General features: G+C 44.7%; 17 protein-coding genes. 5 read left to right on the forward strand and 12 right to left on the reverse strand.

Going from position 1 to position 18,031, the window contains the following annotated elements:
* Genes G564_RS0108095 through G564_RS0108110 form a run of 4 tightly spaced genes read right to left on the reverse strand, consistent with a single transcriptional unit; the run spans position 1 to position 3,912 of the window.
* Positions 1-1,089, reverse strand: a complete 1,089-nt coding sequence (locus G564_RS0108095) for a bifunctional 3-deoxy-7-phosphoheptulonate synthase/chorismate mutase type II (RefSeq protein WP_029037223.1) — start codon at positions 1,087-1,089, stop codon at positions 1-3.
* Positions 1,090-1,094: 5 nt separating this feature from the next.
* Positions 1,095-1,943, reverse strand: coding sequence for a prephenate dehydrogenase (locus G564_RS0108100; protein ID WP_029037224.1), 849 nt, complete (start codon positions 1,941-1,943; stop codon positions 1,095-1,097).
* Positions 1,940-3,088 (reverse strand): pyridoxal phosphate-dependent aminotransferase, encoded by a 1,149-nt coding sequence (locus G564_RS0108105; protein ID WP_029037225.1) that lies wholly within the window; start codon positions 3,086-3,088, stop codon positions 1,940-1,942. The genes G564_RS0108100 and G564_RS0108105 overlap by 4 nt, the downstream gene beginning before the upstream one ends.
* Positions 3,085-3,912, reverse strand: coding sequence for a prephenate dehydratase (locus tag G564_RS0108110; RefSeq protein ID WP_029037226.1), 828 nt, complete (start codon positions 3,910-3,912; stop codon positions 3,085-3,087). Before G564_RS0108110 ends, G564_RS0108105 begins: the two co-directional genes overlap by 4 nt.
* A gap of 302 nt (positions 3,913-4,214) precedes the next feature.
* Between G564_RS0108110 and gldA the strand changes: the two genes are divergently transcribed.
* Complete coding sequence (gldA, locus tag G564_RS0108115) at positions 4,215-5,114, forward strand: gliding motility-associated ABC transporter ATP-binding subunit GldA (protein ID WP_029037227.1); 900 nt, start codon at positions 4,215-4,217, stop codon at positions 5,112-5,114.
* A 231-nt stretch (positions 5,115-5,345) separates the two neighbouring features.
* On the opposite strand, the gene G564_RS0108125 is transcribed toward gldA, so the two are convergent.
* The 6 genes from G564_RS0108125 to G564_RS0108150 form a co-directional block, all read right to left on the reverse strand.
* The gene (locus G564_RS0108125; protein WP_156879203.1) at positions 5,346-6,116 is read right to left on the reverse strand and encodes a head GIN domain-containing protein; all 771 of its coding nucleotides are present in this window, start codon (positions 6,114-6,116) and stop codon (positions 5,346-5,348) included.
* Entirely contained in the window at positions 6,113-7,075 is a 963-nt protein-coding gene (locus tag G564_RS0108130) for an acyloxyacyl hydrolase (RefSeq protein ID WP_316928850.1), read from the reverse strand. The genes G564_RS0108125 and G564_RS0108130 overlap by 4 nt, the downstream gene beginning before the upstream one ends.
* 147 nt (positions 7,076-7,222) lie before the next feature.
* Complete coding sequence (locus G564_RS0108135) at positions 7,223-7,648, reverse strand: OsmC family protein (protein ID WP_029037230.1); 426 nt, start codon at positions 7,646-7,648, stop codon at positions 7,223-7,225.
* Positions 7,648-8,721 carry a homoserine dehydrogenase family protein gene (locus tag G564_RS0108140; RefSeq protein WP_029037231.1) on the reverse strand — a complete coding sequence of 358 codons (1,074 nt, stop codon included), beginning with the start codon at positions 8,719-8,721 and terminating at the stop codon, positions 7,648-7,650. Before G564_RS0108140 ends, G564_RS0108135 begins: the two co-directional genes overlap by 1 nt.
* A complete protein-coding gene (locus G564_RS0108145) occupies positions 8,684-9,694 on the reverse strand; it encodes an alpha/beta fold hydrolase (protein ID WP_029037232.1) in 1,011 nt (336 codons plus the stop codon). The genes G564_RS0108140 and G564_RS0108145 overlap by 38 nt, the downstream gene beginning before the upstream one ends.
* 53 nt (positions 9,695-9,747) lie before the next feature.
* Positions 9,748-11,052: an O-acetylhomoserine aminocarboxypropyltransferase/cysteine synthase family protein gene (locus tag G564_RS0108150; RefSeq protein ID WP_029037233.1), complete on the reverse strand. Its 1,305-nt coding sequence runs from the start codon at positions 11,050-11,052 to the stop codon at positions 9,748-9,750.
* 1,082 nt (positions 11,053-12,134) lie between these two features.
* Here G564_RS0108150 and metK point away from each other — a divergent pair.
* On the forward strand, positions 12,135-13,394 hold the full coding sequence (gene metK, locus G564_RS0108160; RefSeq protein WP_029037234.1) for a methionine adenosyltransferase: 1,260 nt from the start codon (positions 12,135-12,137) through the stop codon (positions 13,392-13,394).
* A 142-nt stretch (positions 13,395-13,536) separates the two neighbouring features.
* Here metK and G564_RS19880 read toward each other — a convergent pair whose 3' ends face one another.
* Positions 13,537-14,316 (reverse strand): SRPBCC family protein, encoded by a 780-nt coding sequence (locus G564_RS19880; protein WP_245583673.1) that lies wholly within the window; start codon positions 14,314-14,316, stop codon positions 13,537-13,539.
* Positions 14,317-14,542: 226 nt separating this feature from the next.
* On the opposite strand from G564_RS19880, the gene G564_RS0108170 reads away from it, so the two are divergent.
* From G564_RS0108170 to G564_RS0108180, 3 genes are all read left to right on the forward strand, one after another.
* Positions 14,543-15,907, forward strand: a complete 1,365-nt coding sequence (locus G564_RS0108170; RefSeq protein WP_029037235.1) for an acyl-CoA dehydrogenase family protein — start codon at positions 14,543-14,545, stop codon at positions 15,905-15,907.
* A 169-nt stretch (positions 15,908-16,076) separates the two neighbouring features.
* Complete coding sequence (locus G564_RS0108175) at positions 16,077-16,997, forward strand: 2-hydroxyacid dehydrogenase (protein WP_029037236.1); 921 nt, start codon at positions 16,077-16,079, stop codon at positions 16,995-16,997.
* A gap of 108 nt (positions 16,998-17,105) precedes the next feature.
* Entirely contained in the window at positions 17,106-17,552 is a 447-nt protein-coding gene (locus G564_RS0108180; RefSeq protein ID WP_029037237.1) for a universal stress protein, read from the forward strand.
* Here G564_RS0108180 and G564_RS18880 read toward each other — a convergent pair.
* Positions 17,533-17,892, reverse strand: a complete 360-nt coding sequence (locus tag G564_RS18880; RefSeq protein ID WP_051205363.1) for a transposase — start codon at positions 17,890-17,892, stop codon at positions 17,533-17,535. The genes G564_RS0108180 and G564_RS18880 overlap by 20 nt on opposite strands.
* Positions 17,893-18,031 lie beyond the last annotated feature (139 nt).

Below are 18,031 nucleotides of genomic sequence, written 5' to 3' on the forward strand. Positions count from 1 at the left end.
TTACTTCATCGATCTCATAACCTTCTCCTGGTGGTCAATAGATTCCTGGTGAATGGCTTTGTAGATACGCATAATAAATTCCTCACTCAGGCCATTCTCTTCGCCTTCCCTGGTCATTTTTGTGAGGATCTCACTCCAGCGCTGGTTCTGTAAAACAGCTACGTTCTGTGCCTTTTTGGCTTTTCCAATCTCGTCACTGATCTTCATCCTTCTGGAAAGCACATCCAGGATCTGAGTATCTGCGATATCTATCATCGCTCTCAGGCTTTGCAGTTTCGTCTGGAATTCCTCACTTTCTGAAATTTCTTTTCTAATTTTCAGATCCTCCATGAACTGCACCAGGGTAGCCGGGGTGATCTGCTGTGCCGCATCGCTCCACGCATTATCTGGATCGTAATGAGTTTCCACCATAAGTCCGTCGTAATTTAGATCCAGTGCGGTCTGACAAAGGTCAAAGATGGATGTTCTGTTACCGGCTATGTGCGAAGGATCGAGGATCAAAGGCAGATCAGGAAATTTTGTCTGCAGGTCAATAGGGATCTGCCATTCAGGGTTATTTCTGTACCTGGTTTTCTCGTAGGTCGAAAATCCGCGGTGGATCACTCCCAGGTTTTTAATGTCACTGGTGTAGAATCTTTCTACAGCTCCCAGCCATAACGAAAGGTCTGGATTTACAGGGTTCTTCACCAGTACAACCTTATCGGTTCCTTTTAAAGCATCGGCGATCTCCTGAACAATAAAAGGAGAAACAGTAGTTCTTGCTCCTATCCACAGAATGTCGATATCGTGCTTAAGCGCCAAATCTACGTGATTTGGATTGGCAACTTCTGTAGTGGTAAGCATTCCCGTTTCTTCCTTGGCTTTTTGAAGCCATTTTAGACCAAGGGCACCTACACCTTCAAAATTCCCGGGGCGGGTTCTGGGTTTCCAGATACCGGCTCTGAGCACAGTTGCATCTGTATCTTTTAACTGGTGTGCAATTTTAAGCACCTGCTCCTCGGTTTCCGCACTGCAGGGGCCTGCGATCACAAGTGGATGCTCCAATCCAAAATTGTCCAACCAGGTTCTGAGTTCTTTCTTATTTTCCATTGTAATTAGTTTATTCCGTTCAAAATTGTTTTAATATGATTGGTTCTTTCCATTTCCAAAAATACCTCCTGAAAATCATCTTTTTCGATAAGATCTTTAAATCTCGAAAGATTATTTATGTACTCCTCTAACGTCTCTAAAATATTCTCTTTATTCTGCTGAAAAATGGGCGTCCACATAGCAGGTGAACTTTTTGCGAGCCGCACTGTGGAGGCAAATCCACTGCCTGCAAGATCAAATATGTCCTTTTCATTCTGTTCTTTCTGAAGCACGGTTTTTCCTAACATAAACGAACTAATGTGCGACAGGTGAGAAACATAGGCTATATGCCGGTCATGAGCTTTGGGATCCATATACCTGATGCGCATTCCCAGCTTCTGAAATATCTCCAGGGCTCTCTCCTGAAGCTTGAAAGCTGTCTTTTCCACTTCACAAATGATGTTGGTCTTATTGCGGAAGAGATCTTCTATTGCTGCCCCCGGCCCTGAGAATTCTGTTCCTGCAATAGGATGGGCCGCAAGGAAATTCCGCCGGTTTGGATGGTCGGCTACAGTTTCACACAATCCTGCCTTGGTCGATCCTGCATCAAAAACCAGGGTGTCGTTCACTACCTGATCCAAAACCTCAACGGCCACTTTTTTGGCCACATCAACAGGAACGGCAATGATCACCACATCTGCCTCCTTTACCTCCTCAAGATTGGCAGAGCGGTCAATGATTTTCAATTCTTCAGCTTCAAGAAGATGAGCCTCACTCGCGTCACTCCCGGAAATTTCCACACCCGGAAATGCCTTTCGCAACCCAAGGGCGAATGATCCGCCAATTAATCCTATACCTACAATGTGGACTTTCATGCTGTTATTCTGTTACAGGCTTTAATAATGTTTTCTTCCGGCGCACAAAGGGAAAACCGGATGTAACCTTCTCCCTGACTCCCAAAAATGAATCCCGGGGCCACAAAAATATGATACTGCTTTAGAAGATGATCTACAAAAGCTTCCGAAGTAATTCCTTTGGGCACTTTGCACCATAAGAACAAGCCTGTCTGATCTTCAGAAAAACTACATTCCAGGGCCGTAGCCAGTTTCAGGATCTCTTCTTTCCGTCGCAAATAGATCTTGTTCTGTTCATTGAACCATTCCTGCGGAAGCCTTAAAGCCATGGCTGCACCGGCCTGCAACGGGAAGAACATACCGCTGTCCATATTCGTCTTCACCTTTAGGACCGAATTGATGTGCTTTTCACTTCCGCAGAGCATCCCAATGCGCCAGCCGGACATATTAAAGCTTTTGCTAAGGGAATTCAGCTCCAGCACGCCATCTGCATCATCGGCATATTTCAGGATACTTTCGGGCTCCTCATTCAGTATAAAACTGTAAGGATTGTCGTTAACTATAAGAATGCGGTGCTTTTTTCCGAAGGCGATAAGCTGTTCGAAATTTGCCTTTTTTGCCACCGCACCTGTGGGCATGTTCGGGTAATTCACCCACATCAATTTCACTTTGCTTAAATCCCGCTTTTCCAGTTGCTCAAAGTTCGGAAACCAGCCGGTTTTTTCACTGAGATCGTACAGCACAGTGCTGGCCCCTACCAAACGACTTACAGCAGCATAGGTGGGATATCCCGGATTGGGTACCAGCACCTCATCTCCTTCATTTAAAAACGCCATGGAAATGTGGGTGATCCCTTCCTTGCTGCCCATTAGGGGTAGGATCTCGGTATCGGAATTTAGGGCTACCCCATAAAAATTCCGGTAGAATTCTGCTATGGCTCTGCGAAAGTCATTCGTGCCACGATACGGCTGATACTGGTGCGCATCTGGATTGAGCAGCGCCTGATGCAATGCAGTCATCACCTGCGGCGGCGGCGGCAGGTCGGGGCTTCCAACTCCCAGATTAATAATGGGCTTTCCGGAATCCTGTAGCGCCCTCACTTCCTTTAATTTGGTCGAGAAGTAGTATTCCTCAACATGGTCCAATCTGCTGGCTTGTGCAATCATAATAAGCCGTTTTTATAAATTCCTAAAATTTTTATTTCTTCAGTCAATTCTCCCAGAATTCCGAGCACCTTATGCAATTCCTCCTCTTCCTGGAAAAGCACGTCAATAAAGAAGGCATATTTCCACGGAACATCTACCACGGGTACACTCTGAATTTTCGTCATATCCAGGTCAAAATCCCGCAGAATATTCAGCACACTCACCAGGCTTCCTTTTTTATTTTCAAGAATGATCTTGAGAGAAGCCTTATTTGATCCGGTCACCACAGGCACGGAATTTTTAGACGAAAGCACCAGGAAACGCGTGGAATTGCTCTTCATATTCTGAATACCTTCATTCAGAATATCCAGATGATATATTTGGGCGGCAGTCTTACTGGCGAGAGCCGCCACTCCCTTCAGCTTTTCTTCGCTTATCCTCCTCGCAACATCTGCTGTGTCTGTATCTTCAATTAGTTCAATATGGGGATAGTCCTTGAAGAAATTATGGCATTGTAATAAGGCCATGGGGTGAGAACATACTTTTTTAATATCGCTGATCTTTTGCCCCGGAAGTACCATAAGGTTCATGAAAATGGGAATGTAGTGCTCGCCTTTTATCTGAAGATCATTATCATCGATCAAGGCGTAATTGGGAAGTATAGTGCCGGCAGTAGAATTCTCTATGGCCATCACTCCGCTAACAGACCTGTTGGTGAGCAAACTGTCAACGACATCTTTGAAGGTCCGGCATTCATCTACCTGCACATCCTGTCCAAAATATTCTCCGGCCACCTGGTGGTGGAAAGAACCTTTTATTCCCTGTATGGCTATTTTTTCTTCCATTTTATGGCAAAAAAAAATCCCGATGCTTACATCGGGATTTCTGTTATAACTATTAACTTAATTATACGGCACTCCCGATCCTATCTCTTGAATAGAAATAAAAATAATACCAGGCGTTCCAGATAAATAAGTTGTTCATTGTCCTTTTTCTGAAAAGCTAATGTAGCATATATTTTCAGAAAACGATATTTTTTCCTGAAAATTTCACGAGAACGATTTCGCTAAAAATGATGTCCCCGGAGTTCTACTCCCAAAATTTCCTTGTTTTGAAAAACTTAATTTACTTTTGGAAAAAAGCTGCTATGTCCATTCAGGTAAATAAGATCTCAAAATACTACGGCGAACAGAAAGCCCTTGATGAAGTCTCCTTCTCCATTCAAAAAGGTGAAATCGTGGGTTTTCTTGGCCCCAATGGTGCCGGAAAATCGACACTGATGAAGATCCTTACCGGTTATTTACAGCCTTCCTCGGGAGAAGCCACGGTCAACGGATACCCTCTTGCTGAAGACATGCTTTCAGCCCAAAGAAGCACGGGATATCTCCCGGAACATAATGCTCTCTATACCGAAATGTTTGTGAGGGAATACCTTGAGTTCAACGCACTCATTTATAAGGTGCCAAAAAAGCGAATTGAGGAGGTAATTCTTCAGACAGGACTTTTACCCGAAGCCAATAAGAAAATCGAGCAGCTCTCCAAAGGTTACCGGCAAAGAGTCGGCCTGGCAAATGCCCTTTTACACGATCCTGAAGTTTTGATCCTCGACGAACCCACCACCGGACTCGATCCTAATCAGTTGGTGGAGATAAGGGAGCTTATAAAAGGCATTGGAAAGGAGAAAACTATTTTATTCTCTACACACATCATGCGCGAGGTAGAAGCTTTGTGCGACCGGGTGATCATCATCAACAACGGTAAAATTGTAGCTGACAAGCATCTTGAAGAGCTACGGGATGAACAGGTACAGATCATTGAAGTTGAATTTGATTACCGTATTGAGGAAGTGGCGCTAAAACGACTCCCTCACCTACTGGACGTAAGGAACACCGGTGGATTTGTATACGAACTTTATTTTGACACTGAAAAAGACATGCGCCCCACGGTCTTCGATTTCGCCCATGATAACGGATTAAAAACCCTGCAGCTCAACCGGAAGAATAAGAACTTAGAGAATTTATTTTCTGAGTTGACGCTGAAGAAGTAGTAGTTTTTATTCAACCCTTTCAGGGTTTGGAACCCTGAAAGGGTTTTGTCATACCAGACCTGCAAGGTTTTTGAAACCTGGTAGGATTGAAATATCCTCGGCACGGATTACAAATCCGCGCCATCTTCCTGTTCGCCGGACGGTGATCCGTGCCAGGAAATTTAACTGCTCCCTTGGGTCGGACAAAGGTGCCGCTTAACCGCTGACAGGGTTAAAAACCGCTGTCAGGATTTACTCGAAAATCAACTTCCCGGAATAAAACGTCTCTACCTCCACCACAGGCGGCCGGTTGACAGAGATGACATCTCCCGTACTTCTTATCTCCCCTTTCAATACCTGCTGCGGATTCACAAATAATTTGTTCGTTCCACGATGCTGAATTTCCACGGTACCTGCTTCCAACTCCTGCGCTTCCACCCTTCCGTCGCCATTAGCGATGTACAGGTTAAGATAATCTGTGCTGCCGCGAAGGAAGAAATTGGAAAAATCATCCCCCGTTACCCGCACATAATCTGATACCAAATGCAGATCGAAATCCCCGACTGTATATACTCCTTTTAACCGTTCCTGGTTAAGGCTGCGCAGCCAGATGTTTGAAAAATGCAATTCTCCAACACTCTTTATTACCCTGTTTCCGGCATTTTGAAGCCATTGGAGGTCGGGAACGGTGACGTGGATGTCGGTAATATTGTAGTCACGCACAAAATTGCAGCCGTTGTCATTCCGCAAAATGAGCCTGCCGTCAACAACTTCAGCAGAGATCTCGCTCATCAGGTTTTCACCCGTCTTTACCCTTACCCGGTGTTCGGTTCCCTGTTCAATGAAAAGGTTGATCCCTTTGTAAACAATGAGCTCATCAAATTCATCCACCTGAAATTCTTCTTCGATCATGCTTCCGGCGGTTTGGAAACAATCGGGGGCATCTTCGGTATCACAGCTCACAAAAAACAGCAGTCCGAAAAAGGGCAAAATCGGCAGGTATTTTTTCAGCAGCTGTTTCATAATCGATATCCTATTGAGAATTCAACTGCTTCGGCATTGGCCCCATGTGAGCGCACGGTTACAGATCCAAAAATATCATCCCAAATCTCTCTTTGCAAACCTATCCTGTTGTAGATCCTGTCGACATACCTGTCATAGGGATAGTAAAGGTAATATCCAAGGTGTGTAATAAGGGAAAGCTTCCTAAAGGTAAGCTGATGCCCTGCAAAGACCCCCACCCGCTTCGCGTCTTCATCTCCCGTAGTGCCTACCAGCGGAAAAGCGACCGAATAATAATGAATATACTCCTCCATGGCCCGGGAAAGGAAAAACTCTGCTCCGGCCTGTAAAGTACTTTTGTGGTTCAACGCTTTATCTGCATAGGCCGAAAATGTTAGGAAAGGATAGGATTCTGAACCTATGACTCCCATAGTATTCACCCCGCCACGTAATACAAGGTTGTACCTAATGGGTGCCGAAAATGGCATTTTTGGATCCTTAGGAATATACGCTCTTTCCAGGTCATGGTTGAAATCGTAATTCAACCCGACGCTCCAGGCCAGGGAGTTGGTGGAACTGTTTGGCGATTTCCAGTCGGCATTTGAATAATGGATCAATGACAGACCTGTCTGGAATCCGAGGCCGCCAATGAGATTTTCAAACTGCAGGTTTCCGGTAAAAATTGTGGAGCTCAGCAGGCGTGAACCATAGGCATTGTTCCGGAAGTTTTCATCGGGATGATACGGGTTTGTGGTCACTGCCAGTCCCTGTCCGACTTTCAGCAAAAGATGCCGCTTTAGTAAATAGAATCCGAGGTGGGCATAGGCTCCGAAATTCTCTCCCAAATGCTCATTTTTGAGATCCTGGTAAGAGAGGGAGAATCCCACATTTGGATAATTATACCGCCTCTCCCAGGCCTGATCTCCATAGGTCTTCCGGTTGAAATGCAGCAGCATTCCGTAGGGAGGTTCCGTGATCAAATGAGAAATATTAGGGTTGTGCTCCCAAATGCTTCCGTAGAAATAATTCGCCTCTACAGAATAATGCTTCTCCTGTGAAAAAACAGAATAACTAAGGCAAATTAAAAAAAGGAGCAGCAGTTTTCGCATGGGGGAGGAGCGCCGGAATTATTTCTTTACCGGCGAACCGTTCAGGATGATCTCTGTGGTGATCTCGGCCGTTTTCTCCAGCATTTTAGCCACCGAACAATATTTTTCCAGGGAAAGATCTACTGCTCTTATGGCCTTATTTTCCGGAATATCGCCGTCAATATAGATCTTCAGGTGAATACCCGTAAAGACATTTGGCACCGCGCCATCCACTCTAAAGCCTTCCACATCCATCTCCAGATTTGTCATCTCCAGCTGCTGTTTTTTCAGGATCATGACGATGTCAATCCCGCTGCAACCGGCGATGCCCATAAGAAGCAATTCCATAGGGCTTGCCCCCTGCGGATTCGGTTCACTCTTGTTGTCGAGTTGAATTACGTTGCCGCGTTCGTTGACAGTTTCAAAATGATAATTGTCGTTCAGCCTTTTAAGATGGATCTTCATTAGGGTAATTTTTCCGCTAATTTAATTAAATCTGTAAGAACTCCGCGTGCCGTCACCGCAGCTCCTGCCCCTGCTCCTTTTATCACCAAAGGCTGCTCTCCATAGGACTCCGTGAAGATCTCAAAAGAGGAATCAGCGTTCTGAAGACTTCCAAGGGCCGAGGTTCTTTTCTCAGTCACCAGTTTTACGTCCAGTATTCCAGTTTGCAGGTCCAGCTCCCCCACATGTCTAATGACCTCATCCTGTTTCAGCTCTTTTTTTAGCTTTAGAAAAAGCGGATCAAGATCTTTTTTATTTTTCTGAAAATTCTTCAGGCTTGATTGCCCGTTGAGATGCGACGGCACGAGATCCTGAATGGTGATCTCCTCAAATTCCTTTTCCAGCCCCAGTTCCCTGCCAAGGATCAACAGCTTTCTGGCCACATCTTTTCCTGAAAGGTCCACCCGGGGATCGGGTTCGGTGAAACCTTTAATTCCGGCTTCGGAAAGTATTTCAGAAAAAGCCCTTTCTTCGGCACAATAGGTATTGAAAATATAACTGAGGGAGCCCGAAAACACCCCTCTTACCTTTGTCACCCGCTCGTTGGAACGATGGAAGTTTCGCAGTGTTTCCACTATGGGCAGTCCCGCGCCTACATTGGTCTCATAGAAGAAAAATTTATTGTGCTCCTGAAGCTTTTTCCGAAGCTCCAGATAGAATTGAGAGGAGCGGGTGTTGGCCACCTTGTTTGCTGCGACAATATGAAAGCCGGCTTCGATAAGGCTAAAATAATTATTCACAAAATCCTCACTGGCCGTGGCATCTACCGCAATGAGATTTTCGTATCCCTGTTGCTGAACATATTCGAGAACATCCCGGAGTTTGTAAGGAAATCCAAAATTCACCAGATCGGCTTCCCACGAAGGCTGCTGATTCTCCTTCTGGAAAAAGGCGGTGGTGGAATTCGCGATCACCGGGAGATTAAGCTCCACTCCTTCCCGTTTCCGAAGCTGTTCACGGGCCTGTAATAGCTGGTTTATAAGCTTGCTGCCTACATTACCGGTTCCAAAGAGTACTATATTGATCTTTTTCATTTTCGTTAGTTTCTAAATTAAAGATTGGCGCTAAAAATTTTGTTAGCTGCTCATATTCTATGAGAAAGGCGTCGTGCCCGTGAATCGATTTGACCTCATAATAATTCACATTTTGCTTTACTGCGGAAAGCTCCCGGTAAGTTTCCCTGATCTCCCCCGGAAGAAAGAACAGGTCGCTGTCAACTCCTATCAGGTGAATATTCCCGCTGACCTTTGCTGCAGCAACTGAAGCTTCTTCCTCCCCGCAGATATCTATGGTGGTGAGCAGGTGGTTCATCAACTTATAGGCTGCAAGTTCAAAGCGGCTTTCCAGCCTCCGGCCGTGATAGCTCAGCCAGTTCGCCACCTCAAACTGCAGGTTTGATTCATTCCTTTTTCTGCGGAACTTGGCTGAAAAGGATGCCGGGGTGCGATAAAAGGTCATGGCGTGCATTCGGGCGTCGTGCAGCGGATCTGATGAATTATTCAGGATCTGGTCCTGCACCTTGCACTGCCCCAGTACCCAATCGGTCGCCTTTAGATCGGTCGCGATAGGGATCAGGTTTTGGATAAGGTCAGGCTTTAGAGAAGCCAGATGCCATACCAAAGCTCCGCCTATAGATCCGCCGATAGCCGCAAAGAGACTGTTGATCTTCAATTCCTCCAATACAAGAGCAAAAATTCGGGCGATATCATCAAGGGTGAATTCGGAGTAGTTATGCAGCAGATGCTCCTTTTTTCCGCCGGCTCCATTTCCCGGAACGTTGATAGAAAGAATGGTAAATTTATCTGTGTCTATACATTTTTCCGGACCCACAAGTTCCTTCCACCAACCGTTTTCTCCTGTGACATCAGCATTTCCGGTAAGGGCGTGGTTCACCAGCACAACCGGAGCCGTTCCGGGTTCCCTCCCAAAAAACCGGAAAGAAACACGGAACTGCTGCAGGGTTCCGGCAGAATTTTTAAAATCGGGAATAATTATTTCCTGTAACATAAGTTGATCTTTAACCGGAACAGCAAATTGGTCTTCGCTGTTCCGGGTATAAATTAAGCTGTTTTAATTGCATTTTTGACAGGTATTTGTGCAAGTGCCTGCTCCAGGTCGGCTTTAAGATCTTCCACGTCTTCCAGTCCAACAGAAAGTCTCACAAGATCCTTGGTCACTCCGGTGGATTCCTGCTGCTCATCATTTAGTTGCTGATGTGTGGTACTTGCAGGGTGGATGATAAGGGATTTTGTATCTCCAATATTCGCGAGCAGGGAAAAAAGTTTTGTTTCATCTACTAAAACTTTTGCCGCTTCATAGCCTCCTTTCACACCAAAAGTGACCACTCCGCTTTGGCCTTTTGGAAGGTATCTTTGCGCCAGTTCATAATAAGGACTGCTCTCCAATCCCGGATAATTCACCCAGCTAACCTCTTCTTTCTGCTGCAGCCATTTCGCCAGGGCCAAAGCATTTTCACTGTGCTTTTTGATCCTTATCTCCAGCGTCTCCAGTCCCTGTAGGATCTGAAATGCGTTGAACGGACTAAGTGCCGCGCCAAGGTCGCGCAGACCTTCGATCCTGACCTTAGCAATAAAAGCTGCTTCCTTCAGGACGTCGTGGTAAACGAGCCCGTGGTAACCGGGAGAAGGTTCTGTGAATTCAGGGAATTTGCCGTTGCTCCAGTCGAATTTTCCGGCGTCGATGATTACTCCGCCGAGAGAAGTTCCGTTGCCGGCGATGTATTTGGTAAGGGAATGGATGACCAGGTCGGCCCCATGCTCAATAGGCTTCACCAAAGCAGAAGTCGCGACAGTATTGTCTACTATGAAAGGAACTTTGTGCTCTTTAGCCACTTTGGAAATAGCCTCCAGATCCAGCACATCCAGCTTTGGATTCCCCAGAGATTCCACGAAAATGGCGCGGGTGTTTTCCTTTACGGCAGCCGAGAAGTTCCCGGCGTTCTGCGGATCAACAAAGGTGGTGGTGATGCCGAGTCGAGGTAAAGTAACTCCGAGCAAATTGTAAGTTCCGCCGTAGAGGCTGCTGGAGGCGACAATGTGATCTCCGGATTTAAGCAGCGTGAGCAGCGTGGTGCTAATGGCCGCCGTTCCTGATGCTGTGACCACAGCCGCAATCCCTCCTTCAAGCGCAGCCAGCCTTTGCTCCAGCACATCGTTAGTCGGGTTGTTGAGTCGGGTATAAATAAATCCGGGTTCTGCAAGCGAAAAGAGGTTGGCAGCATGATCTGAATCTTTAAAGACGTAAGAGGTAGTCTGATAGATAGGAACTGCTCTGGTTCCTCCGTTTGCTGTTACGTCATGCCCAGCGTGAAGGGCGTTGGTCGAAAATTTTTGTTGTGTACTCATTTTTTTAATGTTTAAGGTTTAAGGAATAAGGAATAATGGTTATTTGTTAATTGTTAATTGTTCATTGTTGCGGGTTGCGGGTTGAAAAGGCCACGAATTCACGTATGTTTTTAGGTCTTTTCACTTTTCTAAAATTGGAATTTGGTGCTTGAAATTTGGTGCTTAATACTTTTTTTAATCATTGCTAATTGTTAATTGCTAATTGTTTAAAAAGAAAAAATCCCCCTGGCTGGCTTGCCAAAGGGATTTTAGAAATTGAATATATAACTAACTTAGATCCTCATTTTTTGGCAATAGCGGGGTGGGGCGCACATCATGCACATCATACAACACATCATCATTGCTACTGCCTTGTAATTTTTCATGTTTTTCAAATTTTGGCTTTCCGGCCTCTCGTTTTTATAAGGTCTTAAAAATATCATTTTTGGCACCTTATTTTTTTCCTGAATTTATTGAAACAAAAAAGCCGCTGCGGTGGCAGCGGCTTTTTGCTTTTTATCTTTTTCAGATTCATGCAATAGGACGCGCTGCGGACTTGCTCCACATCATACACATCATATTACAAATTACCTGATTCATTTCTCTTTTTGTATGAAGCAAAGTTAACGACAGAAAAATTTAAGGAACAAATAAATTTCAGATTAATTTTAATTTTTGAGCATTGGCAGGACTTAACAGCCCGTTTTGATTCCCAGTTCAAATTTCCGCTTTAAATTTCCTCGTCACGGATTGCAAATCCGCGCCAACGGCTGCTCATTGGTTATTGATCATTGTATATTGTTAATTGAAAGATGCGCTAAGGATTGAGCGGTTGTTGGAGCTCTCCCGAAGCCGGGAGGCTGAGGGAAGCGACCCGCGAAAGCCTGACGGCACGACCGGGAGGGAGTGCCGGAGCGCCCAAATTATTCTTAAAACTGAGATAAAGCGGCTGATTTAAAACTATTTTTATACATTTGCTCCTGATAAAATCACAGGGAAAAATTTGACTGATTGCAACCCTTATAAAATGCTAAAGCAGTGAAAACTCCTCTAGCGCTTCACGTCAAATTTCTTCTGAAATAATCATTAAAAAAAGACGAAGCATGCCATATTTATTTACTTCAGAAAGTGTTTCTGAAGGCCACCCCGATAAAGTTGCAGACCAGATTAGCGATACCCTTTTAGATAATTTCCTCGCCTTTGATCCCGAATCTAAAGTTGCCTGTGAAACTCTGGTAACTACCGGACAGGTGGTACTTGCCGGAGAGGTGAAAAGCGATACTTATCTCGATGTTCAAACCATCGCCAGAGATGTGATCAACGACATTGGTTACACTAAAGGGGCGTATAAATTTAGCGGGGATTCCTGCGGAGTGATCTCCCTGATCCACGAACAATCCCAGGACATAAACCAGGGCGTGGATCGCGGCAACAAGGAAGAACAGGGCGCCGGAGACCAGGGAATGATGTTTGGTTACGCGACCAAAGAGACCGAAAATTATATGCCGCTGGCTCTCGATATTTCTCACAAGATCCTTATTGAGCTGGCGAAACTGCGACGGGAGGATAATGAAATTAAATACCTGCGGCCGGATTCAAAAAGCCAGGTAACGATCGAATACAGCGATGACAATGTTCCGCAGCGTATCGATGCTATTGTTGTTTCTACTCAGCATGATGAATTTGATGAGGATGATAACCGCATGCTGGAAAAGATCAAAAAGGATATCATTGAGATCCTTATCCCACGGGTAAAGGCACAGCTTCCGGAGTATGTTCAAAAGCTGTTCAACGATCAAATCAAATACCACATCAACCCCACCGGAAAGTTCGTCATTGGCGGACCTCACGGGGACACCGGACTTACGGGTAGAAAGATCATTGTTGACACCTATGGCGGAAAAGGAGCTCACGGGGGAGGTGCATTTTCAGGAAAAGATCCTAGTAAAGTAGACAGATCTGCTGCCTATGCTGCAAGGCATATCGCCAAAAATCTTGTGGCTGCGGGAGTTGCCGACGAGGTGTTGATCCAGGTTTCCTATGCTATTGGAGTAGTAGAACCAACTTCCATCCTGATAGAAACATATGGTTCCAAAAAAGTGGATTTGAGCCACGGTGAGATTGCCAGAAAAATTCTGGAGATCTTCGATATGAGACCTGCTGCTATTGAACAAAGACTGGGTCTTAGAAGTCCGATCTATCGGGAAACTTCGGCGTATGGCCATTTTGGAAAGGAACCGCGTAAGGAAAGAAAAGTATTCGAGAGTCCGTATAACGGCAAAAAGTCTATTGAGGTTAATCTTTTTACCTGGGAAGAATTAGACTATGTGGATAAGGTAAAGAAGGCGTTTGATATTGAGTAGTTAGTAGTTAGTATTGAGTATTGAGTAGTGAGTATTGAGAGGTGAGATGTGAGAAAAATCACTTTCCTAGCTCCAAAAACACAAACCCGGAAAAAAATTTCCGGGTTTGTGTTTTTTAAATCATCTGGAAAATAAGCTTCTTCTAATAAAGCACATCTCCTTCTGGTTCACTTCTCCACTTCCTTTCCCCTCCTTTTTCCATGTATTTTTTAAACTGCTTCAGGTCATTTTTTACTATTTTTTCAAAAGCAGGATTTAGCAATTTGGCTGCATATTCTCCCACCTTCCCGGATGGAGGACGGTAAGATATGGTGGTTTCCACAATTGTCCCCTTACCTGAGGGAGCATCCTTAAATCGTACTTCTCCGGCGTTCTCAATGTCTGCATCTGCAATTGAGCTCCAGGAAATATATTCATTTTCGATATCCTGCTCAATCACAGCCTCCCATTCTATAGTCCCAATCCCTCCCGGAATCTCTGCAGTCCACTGGGATCTCATTTCATCAATTTCCCTGATATCTTTGATGTGGCTCATAAAATTGGGCAGATTCTCAAGATTTCTCCAGTAGGCATAAAGCTCCCGGCGGGAACGTTTGATAGTCTGTTTGGTCTGAAGCTCAATAGAACGGGCTTTTTTTGAAAAGGGCCATGTTCCCTTAGCTGCTCTAAAAAGTAGTGCTCCCCCTGCCAGCAGTCCTGCCGCTCCCAAAATACCTTTTAAGGAGGAGGTATTTCCGGACGGATCATTTGATCCTGCTTCTCTGTATGGTCGCCTGGTCTTCCGGACTTCTGCTTCTGAAAGGTTTGGGTCATGAGTTCCTGATGGATACCCTGTTTCCCTTTCTATTCGGTCCTGCCGTGCGTCGCCGGAAAGTCTTGTTCTTTTACTTTTGACATTCGTCTTCATCTGATCTTTTTCCATAATGCTTTTTTTTAGTCCCTTAAATTTACGACTGACAAAGCTGAAATCAGGATTATACATCCTAAATAATTGCTAATTCTAAATTTTATCGGGCTGATTTATAGTATTTTAACGATACATGGATTTTATCCCCGCATTTTCAGGAAAGCATTTTAGCCTTTCAGAAAGCTTTAACAGCCTTCCCTTTCTTTAATCCCTAATTTTAGAAAAACCAAAATCCTCTCCTATGGCGTTCTTCGGAAAAGTTAGAAATACCATCAACCTCTTAAAAAATATTGATCTTGACCAACTGACAAAGATCAACAAGCACATAGACCTTTCGGAAGCCATGCAAACCCTTGGGCAGCTTGATGAGAATCAGCTCAAGGGCCTCATGAAAATGCTGAAGACCAAACGCCGCAAAGGTCAGAGTGATCTTCCACCTATTGATGGTGATTTTTACAATCTCGATCTCAAGCTCAACGAAGAGCAACGTGAGTTACAGATAAGGGTGCGGAATTTCATGGAAGATGAAGTGCGTCCCCTGGTCAACGACCACTGGAACCGGGCGAAATTTCCATTTGAGATCATTGAGAAATTTAAGAAGCTAAATATTACCGGAGTACCTTATGAAGGTTATGGCTGCCCGAATTTGCCATTTTTGATGGAAGGTATAATTGCCCAGGAGATCGCCCGGGTAGATGTATCTATTTCCACCTTTTTTGGCGTTCATAGCGGGCTGGCAATGGGTTCGATATATCTCTGCGGAAGCGAAGAACAAAAACAGGAATGGCTGCCAAAAATGCAAAAACTTGAGACTATTGGCGCCTTTGGCCTTACCGAACCTAATGTAGGCAGCGGCGTGGCCGGCGGACTCGAAACTACCTGCAAATTCGATGGGGAGCACTGGGTACTCAACGGACAGAAAAAATGGATTGGAAATGCCACTTTTGCAGATGTCATAGTGATCTGGGCCAGGGATGAAGATTCCAATCAGGTGAAGGGATTTTTAGTCCGAAAGGAAAATCCCGGCTTTAAGGCCGAAAAAATGGAAGATAAGATGGCGCTGCGAATCGTTCAGAATGCTCTTATAACACTTACAGATTGCAAAGTTCCCGAAAGCGACCGACTCCAAAAAGCCGAATCCTTCAGAGACACTGCCAAGGTGTTAAGAATGACCCGGGCAGGTGTAGCCTGGCAGGCTGTGGGCTGTGCCCGAGGTGCTTATGAAAGCGCCCTAAAGTACACCAAGAAAAGAGAGCAGTTTGGAAGACCAATTGCTTCCTATCAGTTGATACAAAACCACCTGGTAGAGATGATCGCTAACCTCACTTCCATGCAAACCCTCTGCTTTAGATTATCAGAGCTGCAGGACCAGGATCTGCTCAAAGATGAGCACGCGTCCCTGGCTAAGGTGTATACCAGTATGAGGATGCGGGATGTAGTAAGTCGCGCGAGAGAAGTGATGGGCGGTAACGGAATCCTTCTTGAGTATGATGTCGCGCGGTTCGTCGCCGATGCCGAAGCTATTTACAGCTATGAAGGAACTAAAGAAATTAATTCTTTAATTGTGGGAAGAGCGATCACGGGTTACAGTGCGTTTGTGAATTAAAGAAAGTCTAGAGTCTAGATTCTGGAAACTAGACGAGTAGGCAGTACGCAGTATGAAGTAGGCAGATTAAGGAGTGGTCAGTGGTCAGAAAATTATATATAAGCAAATAAAAAAAGTCTAGGCTCTAGTCTCTAGTTTCTAGTCTCCTAACCATAACAGTGAATAAACCATGTCATTCCTCATCATCAGTTCTCAAAGAGACCCCAAAGGCTGGGTACAGGCATTAAAAGAAAAACAACCCGACCTTGATCTGGAGGTATATCCTGATGTAGCCGATCCTTCAAAAGTGGAATTCGCTCTTTCGTGGAAACATCCGCACGGGATCTTTAAGGACTATCCGAACCTGAAGGTAATCGCTTCTATGGGCGCGGGAATTGATCATATAATTGAAGACCCTGATATTCCGAAGAATATCAAGATCACCAGAGTGATAGATGAGCAGCTAACAAGAGATATGAGCGTCTTTGTGCTCGCCCTTATCATGGATTATATAAGGAATCTTTCTTTCCACTATTGCAGTAAGGAATGGAAACCAACAAAATACCTGCGTCCCGAAGAAATTCAGGTGGGTATCATGGGCATGGGCATTCTTGGGGTTGGCGTAGCCGAAAAGCTCATCAGGAACAAATTCCACGTCACCGGCTGGTCCCGAACCAAAAAAGAGATCCTGGGTGTTACTACATTTCATGGGGATAATGAGCTAAACAACTTCCTGTCAGAAACAAATGTCCTGGTTTGTCTCCTGCCGCTGACTTCTGAAACTGAAAACATTCTTAATAAACAACTTTTTGAGAAATTACCTGAAGGAGCTTATGTTATTAATGTTGCGCGGGGACCTCATCTTGTCGAGGAAGACCTGCTGGAAATGATCCAAAAAGGTCATTTGTCGGGTGCAGCATTGGACGTGTTCAGAAAGGAACCCTTACCCGAAGATCATCCTTTCTGGACCAATGACAAAATAAGGGTTACACCACATATCGCCAGTGTGACCAATCCGAAGACGGTAGTGCCGCAGATCCTTGATAATTACAGGAGAATGCAGGATGGAAAGGAACTGGAGAAGGTGGTTGACAGGGAGAAGGAGTATTAGTGATCAGTGATCAGTGATCAGGAAAGTAAAAATAGACACAACCGACAACCGACAACTGACAACAGACAACAGACAACTGACTTAACAAAGAATAAACAAACCAACACCATGAAAGAATTAAAGAACATACTAGTAGCGGTTGACTTTAATGATGCCGTCGGAGACCTGCTGGGATATGCAGAAGGAATTGCTGAAAAATTTGGCGCCAAAGTGTGGGTACTGCACGTGGCCGAACCCGATCCTGACTTTGTGGGTTATGAGCCTGGGCCACAGTACATAAGAGATTTTAAGGCAGAAGAATTCCGCGAGGAACATCGAAATCTTCAAATGTATTGCGATACTTTTCTTAGTGCCGAAATTGAAAAAGAAGCATTGCTTATCCAGGGCTCTACTGTGGAAGCAGTACTGGAAGAAGCAAAAAAGCTCAATTCAGACCTGCTTATCGTAGGTACCCATAAACATAGTTTCCTGCACAACCTGCTACAGGAGAGTGTTTCCCTGGAACTTTTGAAAAAGGCAGACATTCCACTACTGGCTATTCCAATTGAGGAATAGCAGATGAGTAGAATTCCTTCAATTGTCCCCGGTTTCCAATTTTCCTCTTTTTATCTACAACTGTGGAGACGCCCAAGTTGGGCGTCTCAACCGGTTTCCTAGAATTATTATTAATTACAATGATCCCATGAAAATGATTTGGCATTACCACAAATTCTCCTAATTCAACAAATGGAAAATGACCGGGAATTTCTTCCCAAAAATTATGGACAAGATTCCCTATTTCTGATTTTTCCATTTTTCCTTTCCCGACCTTCCCAAAATAATTTTTTCGGTCTTTGGTGCAGAGGGTGACAAAATAGGCTGCATTACTACTATAATCCCATCCTGGTTTTCTCATAGAGGGTGCGATATTTTCCACGGAATTTTTCAGGCATGGGTACAGATCTTTTATTTCTCAAGATATTAAAAAGCCCCGCAGATTGCCAGGCTTAATGATAAAGAGAGCTCGCTCACAACGAGGCCACCATTCATCTTGA

The organism is Salinimicrobium xinjiangense DSM 19287 (assembly GCF_000423585.1).
Taxonomy (GTDB): Bacteria; Bacteroidota; Bacteroidia; order Flavobacteriales; family Flavobacteriaceae; genus Salinimicrobium; species Salinimicrobium xinjiangense.

Coding starts and splice junctions, on each gene's coding strand:
- G564_RS0108180 (WP_029037237.1), top strand. CDS start 17,106: ATGAAAGAATTAAAGAACATACTAGTAGCGGTTGACTTTAATGATGCC.
- G564_RS0108135 (WP_029037230.1), bottom strand. CDS start 7,648: ATGAAGATCCATCTTAAAAGGCTGAACGACAATTATCATTTTGAAACT.
- G564_RS0108140 (WP_029037231.1), bottom strand. CDS start 8,721: ATGAAAAAGATCAATATAGTACTCTTTGGAACCGGTAATGTAGGCAGC.
- G564_RS0108150 (WP_029037233.1), bottom strand. CDS start 11,052: ATGAGTACACAACAAAAATTTTCGACCAACGCCCTTCACGCTGGGCAT.
- G564_RS0108175 (WP_029037236.1), top strand. CDS start 16,077: ATGTCATTCCTCATCATCAGTTCTCAAAGAGACCCCAAAGGCTGGGTA.
- G564_RS18880 (WP_051205363.1), bottom strand. CDS start 17,892: ATGAGAAAACCAGGATGGGATTATAGTAGTAATGCAGCCTATTTTGTC.
- G564_RS0108105 (WP_029037225.1), bottom strand. CDS start 3,088: ATGATTGCACAAGCCAGCAGATTGGACCATGTTGAGGAATACTACTTC.
- G564_RS19880 (WP_245583673.1), bottom strand. CDS start 14,316: ATGGAAAAAGATCAGATGAAGACGAATGTCAAAAGTAAAAGAACAAGA.
- metK (WP_029037234.1), top strand. CDS start 12,135: ATGCCATATTTATTTACTTCAGAAAGTGTTTCTGAAGGCCACCCCGAT.
- G564_RS0108170 (WP_029037235.1), top strand. CDS start 14,543: ATGGCGTTCTTCGGAAAAGTTAGAAATACCATCAACCTCTTAAAAAAT.
- G564_RS0108095 (WP_029037223.1), bottom strand. CDS start 1,089: ATGGAAAATAAGAAAGAACTCAGAACCTGGTTGGACAATTTTGGATTG.
- G564_RS0108145 (WP_029037232.1), bottom strand. CDS start 9,694: ATGTTACAGGAAATAATTATTCCCGATTTTAAAAATTCTGCCGGAACC.
- G564_RS0108110 (WP_029037226.1), bottom strand. CDS start 3,912: ATGGAAGAAAAAATAGCCATACAGGGAATAAAAGGTTCTTTCCACCAC.
- gldA (WP_029037227.1), top strand. CDS start 4,215: ATGTCCATTCAGGTAAATAAGATCTCAAAATACTACGGCGAACAGAAA.
- G564_RS0108125 (WP_156879203.1), bottom strand. CDS start 6,116: ATGAAACAGCTGCTGAAAAAATACCTGCCGATTTTGCCCTTTTTCGGA.
- G564_RS0108100 (WP_029037224.1), bottom strand. CDS start 1,943: ATGAAAGTCCACATTGTAGGTATAGGATTAATTGGCGGATCATTCGCC.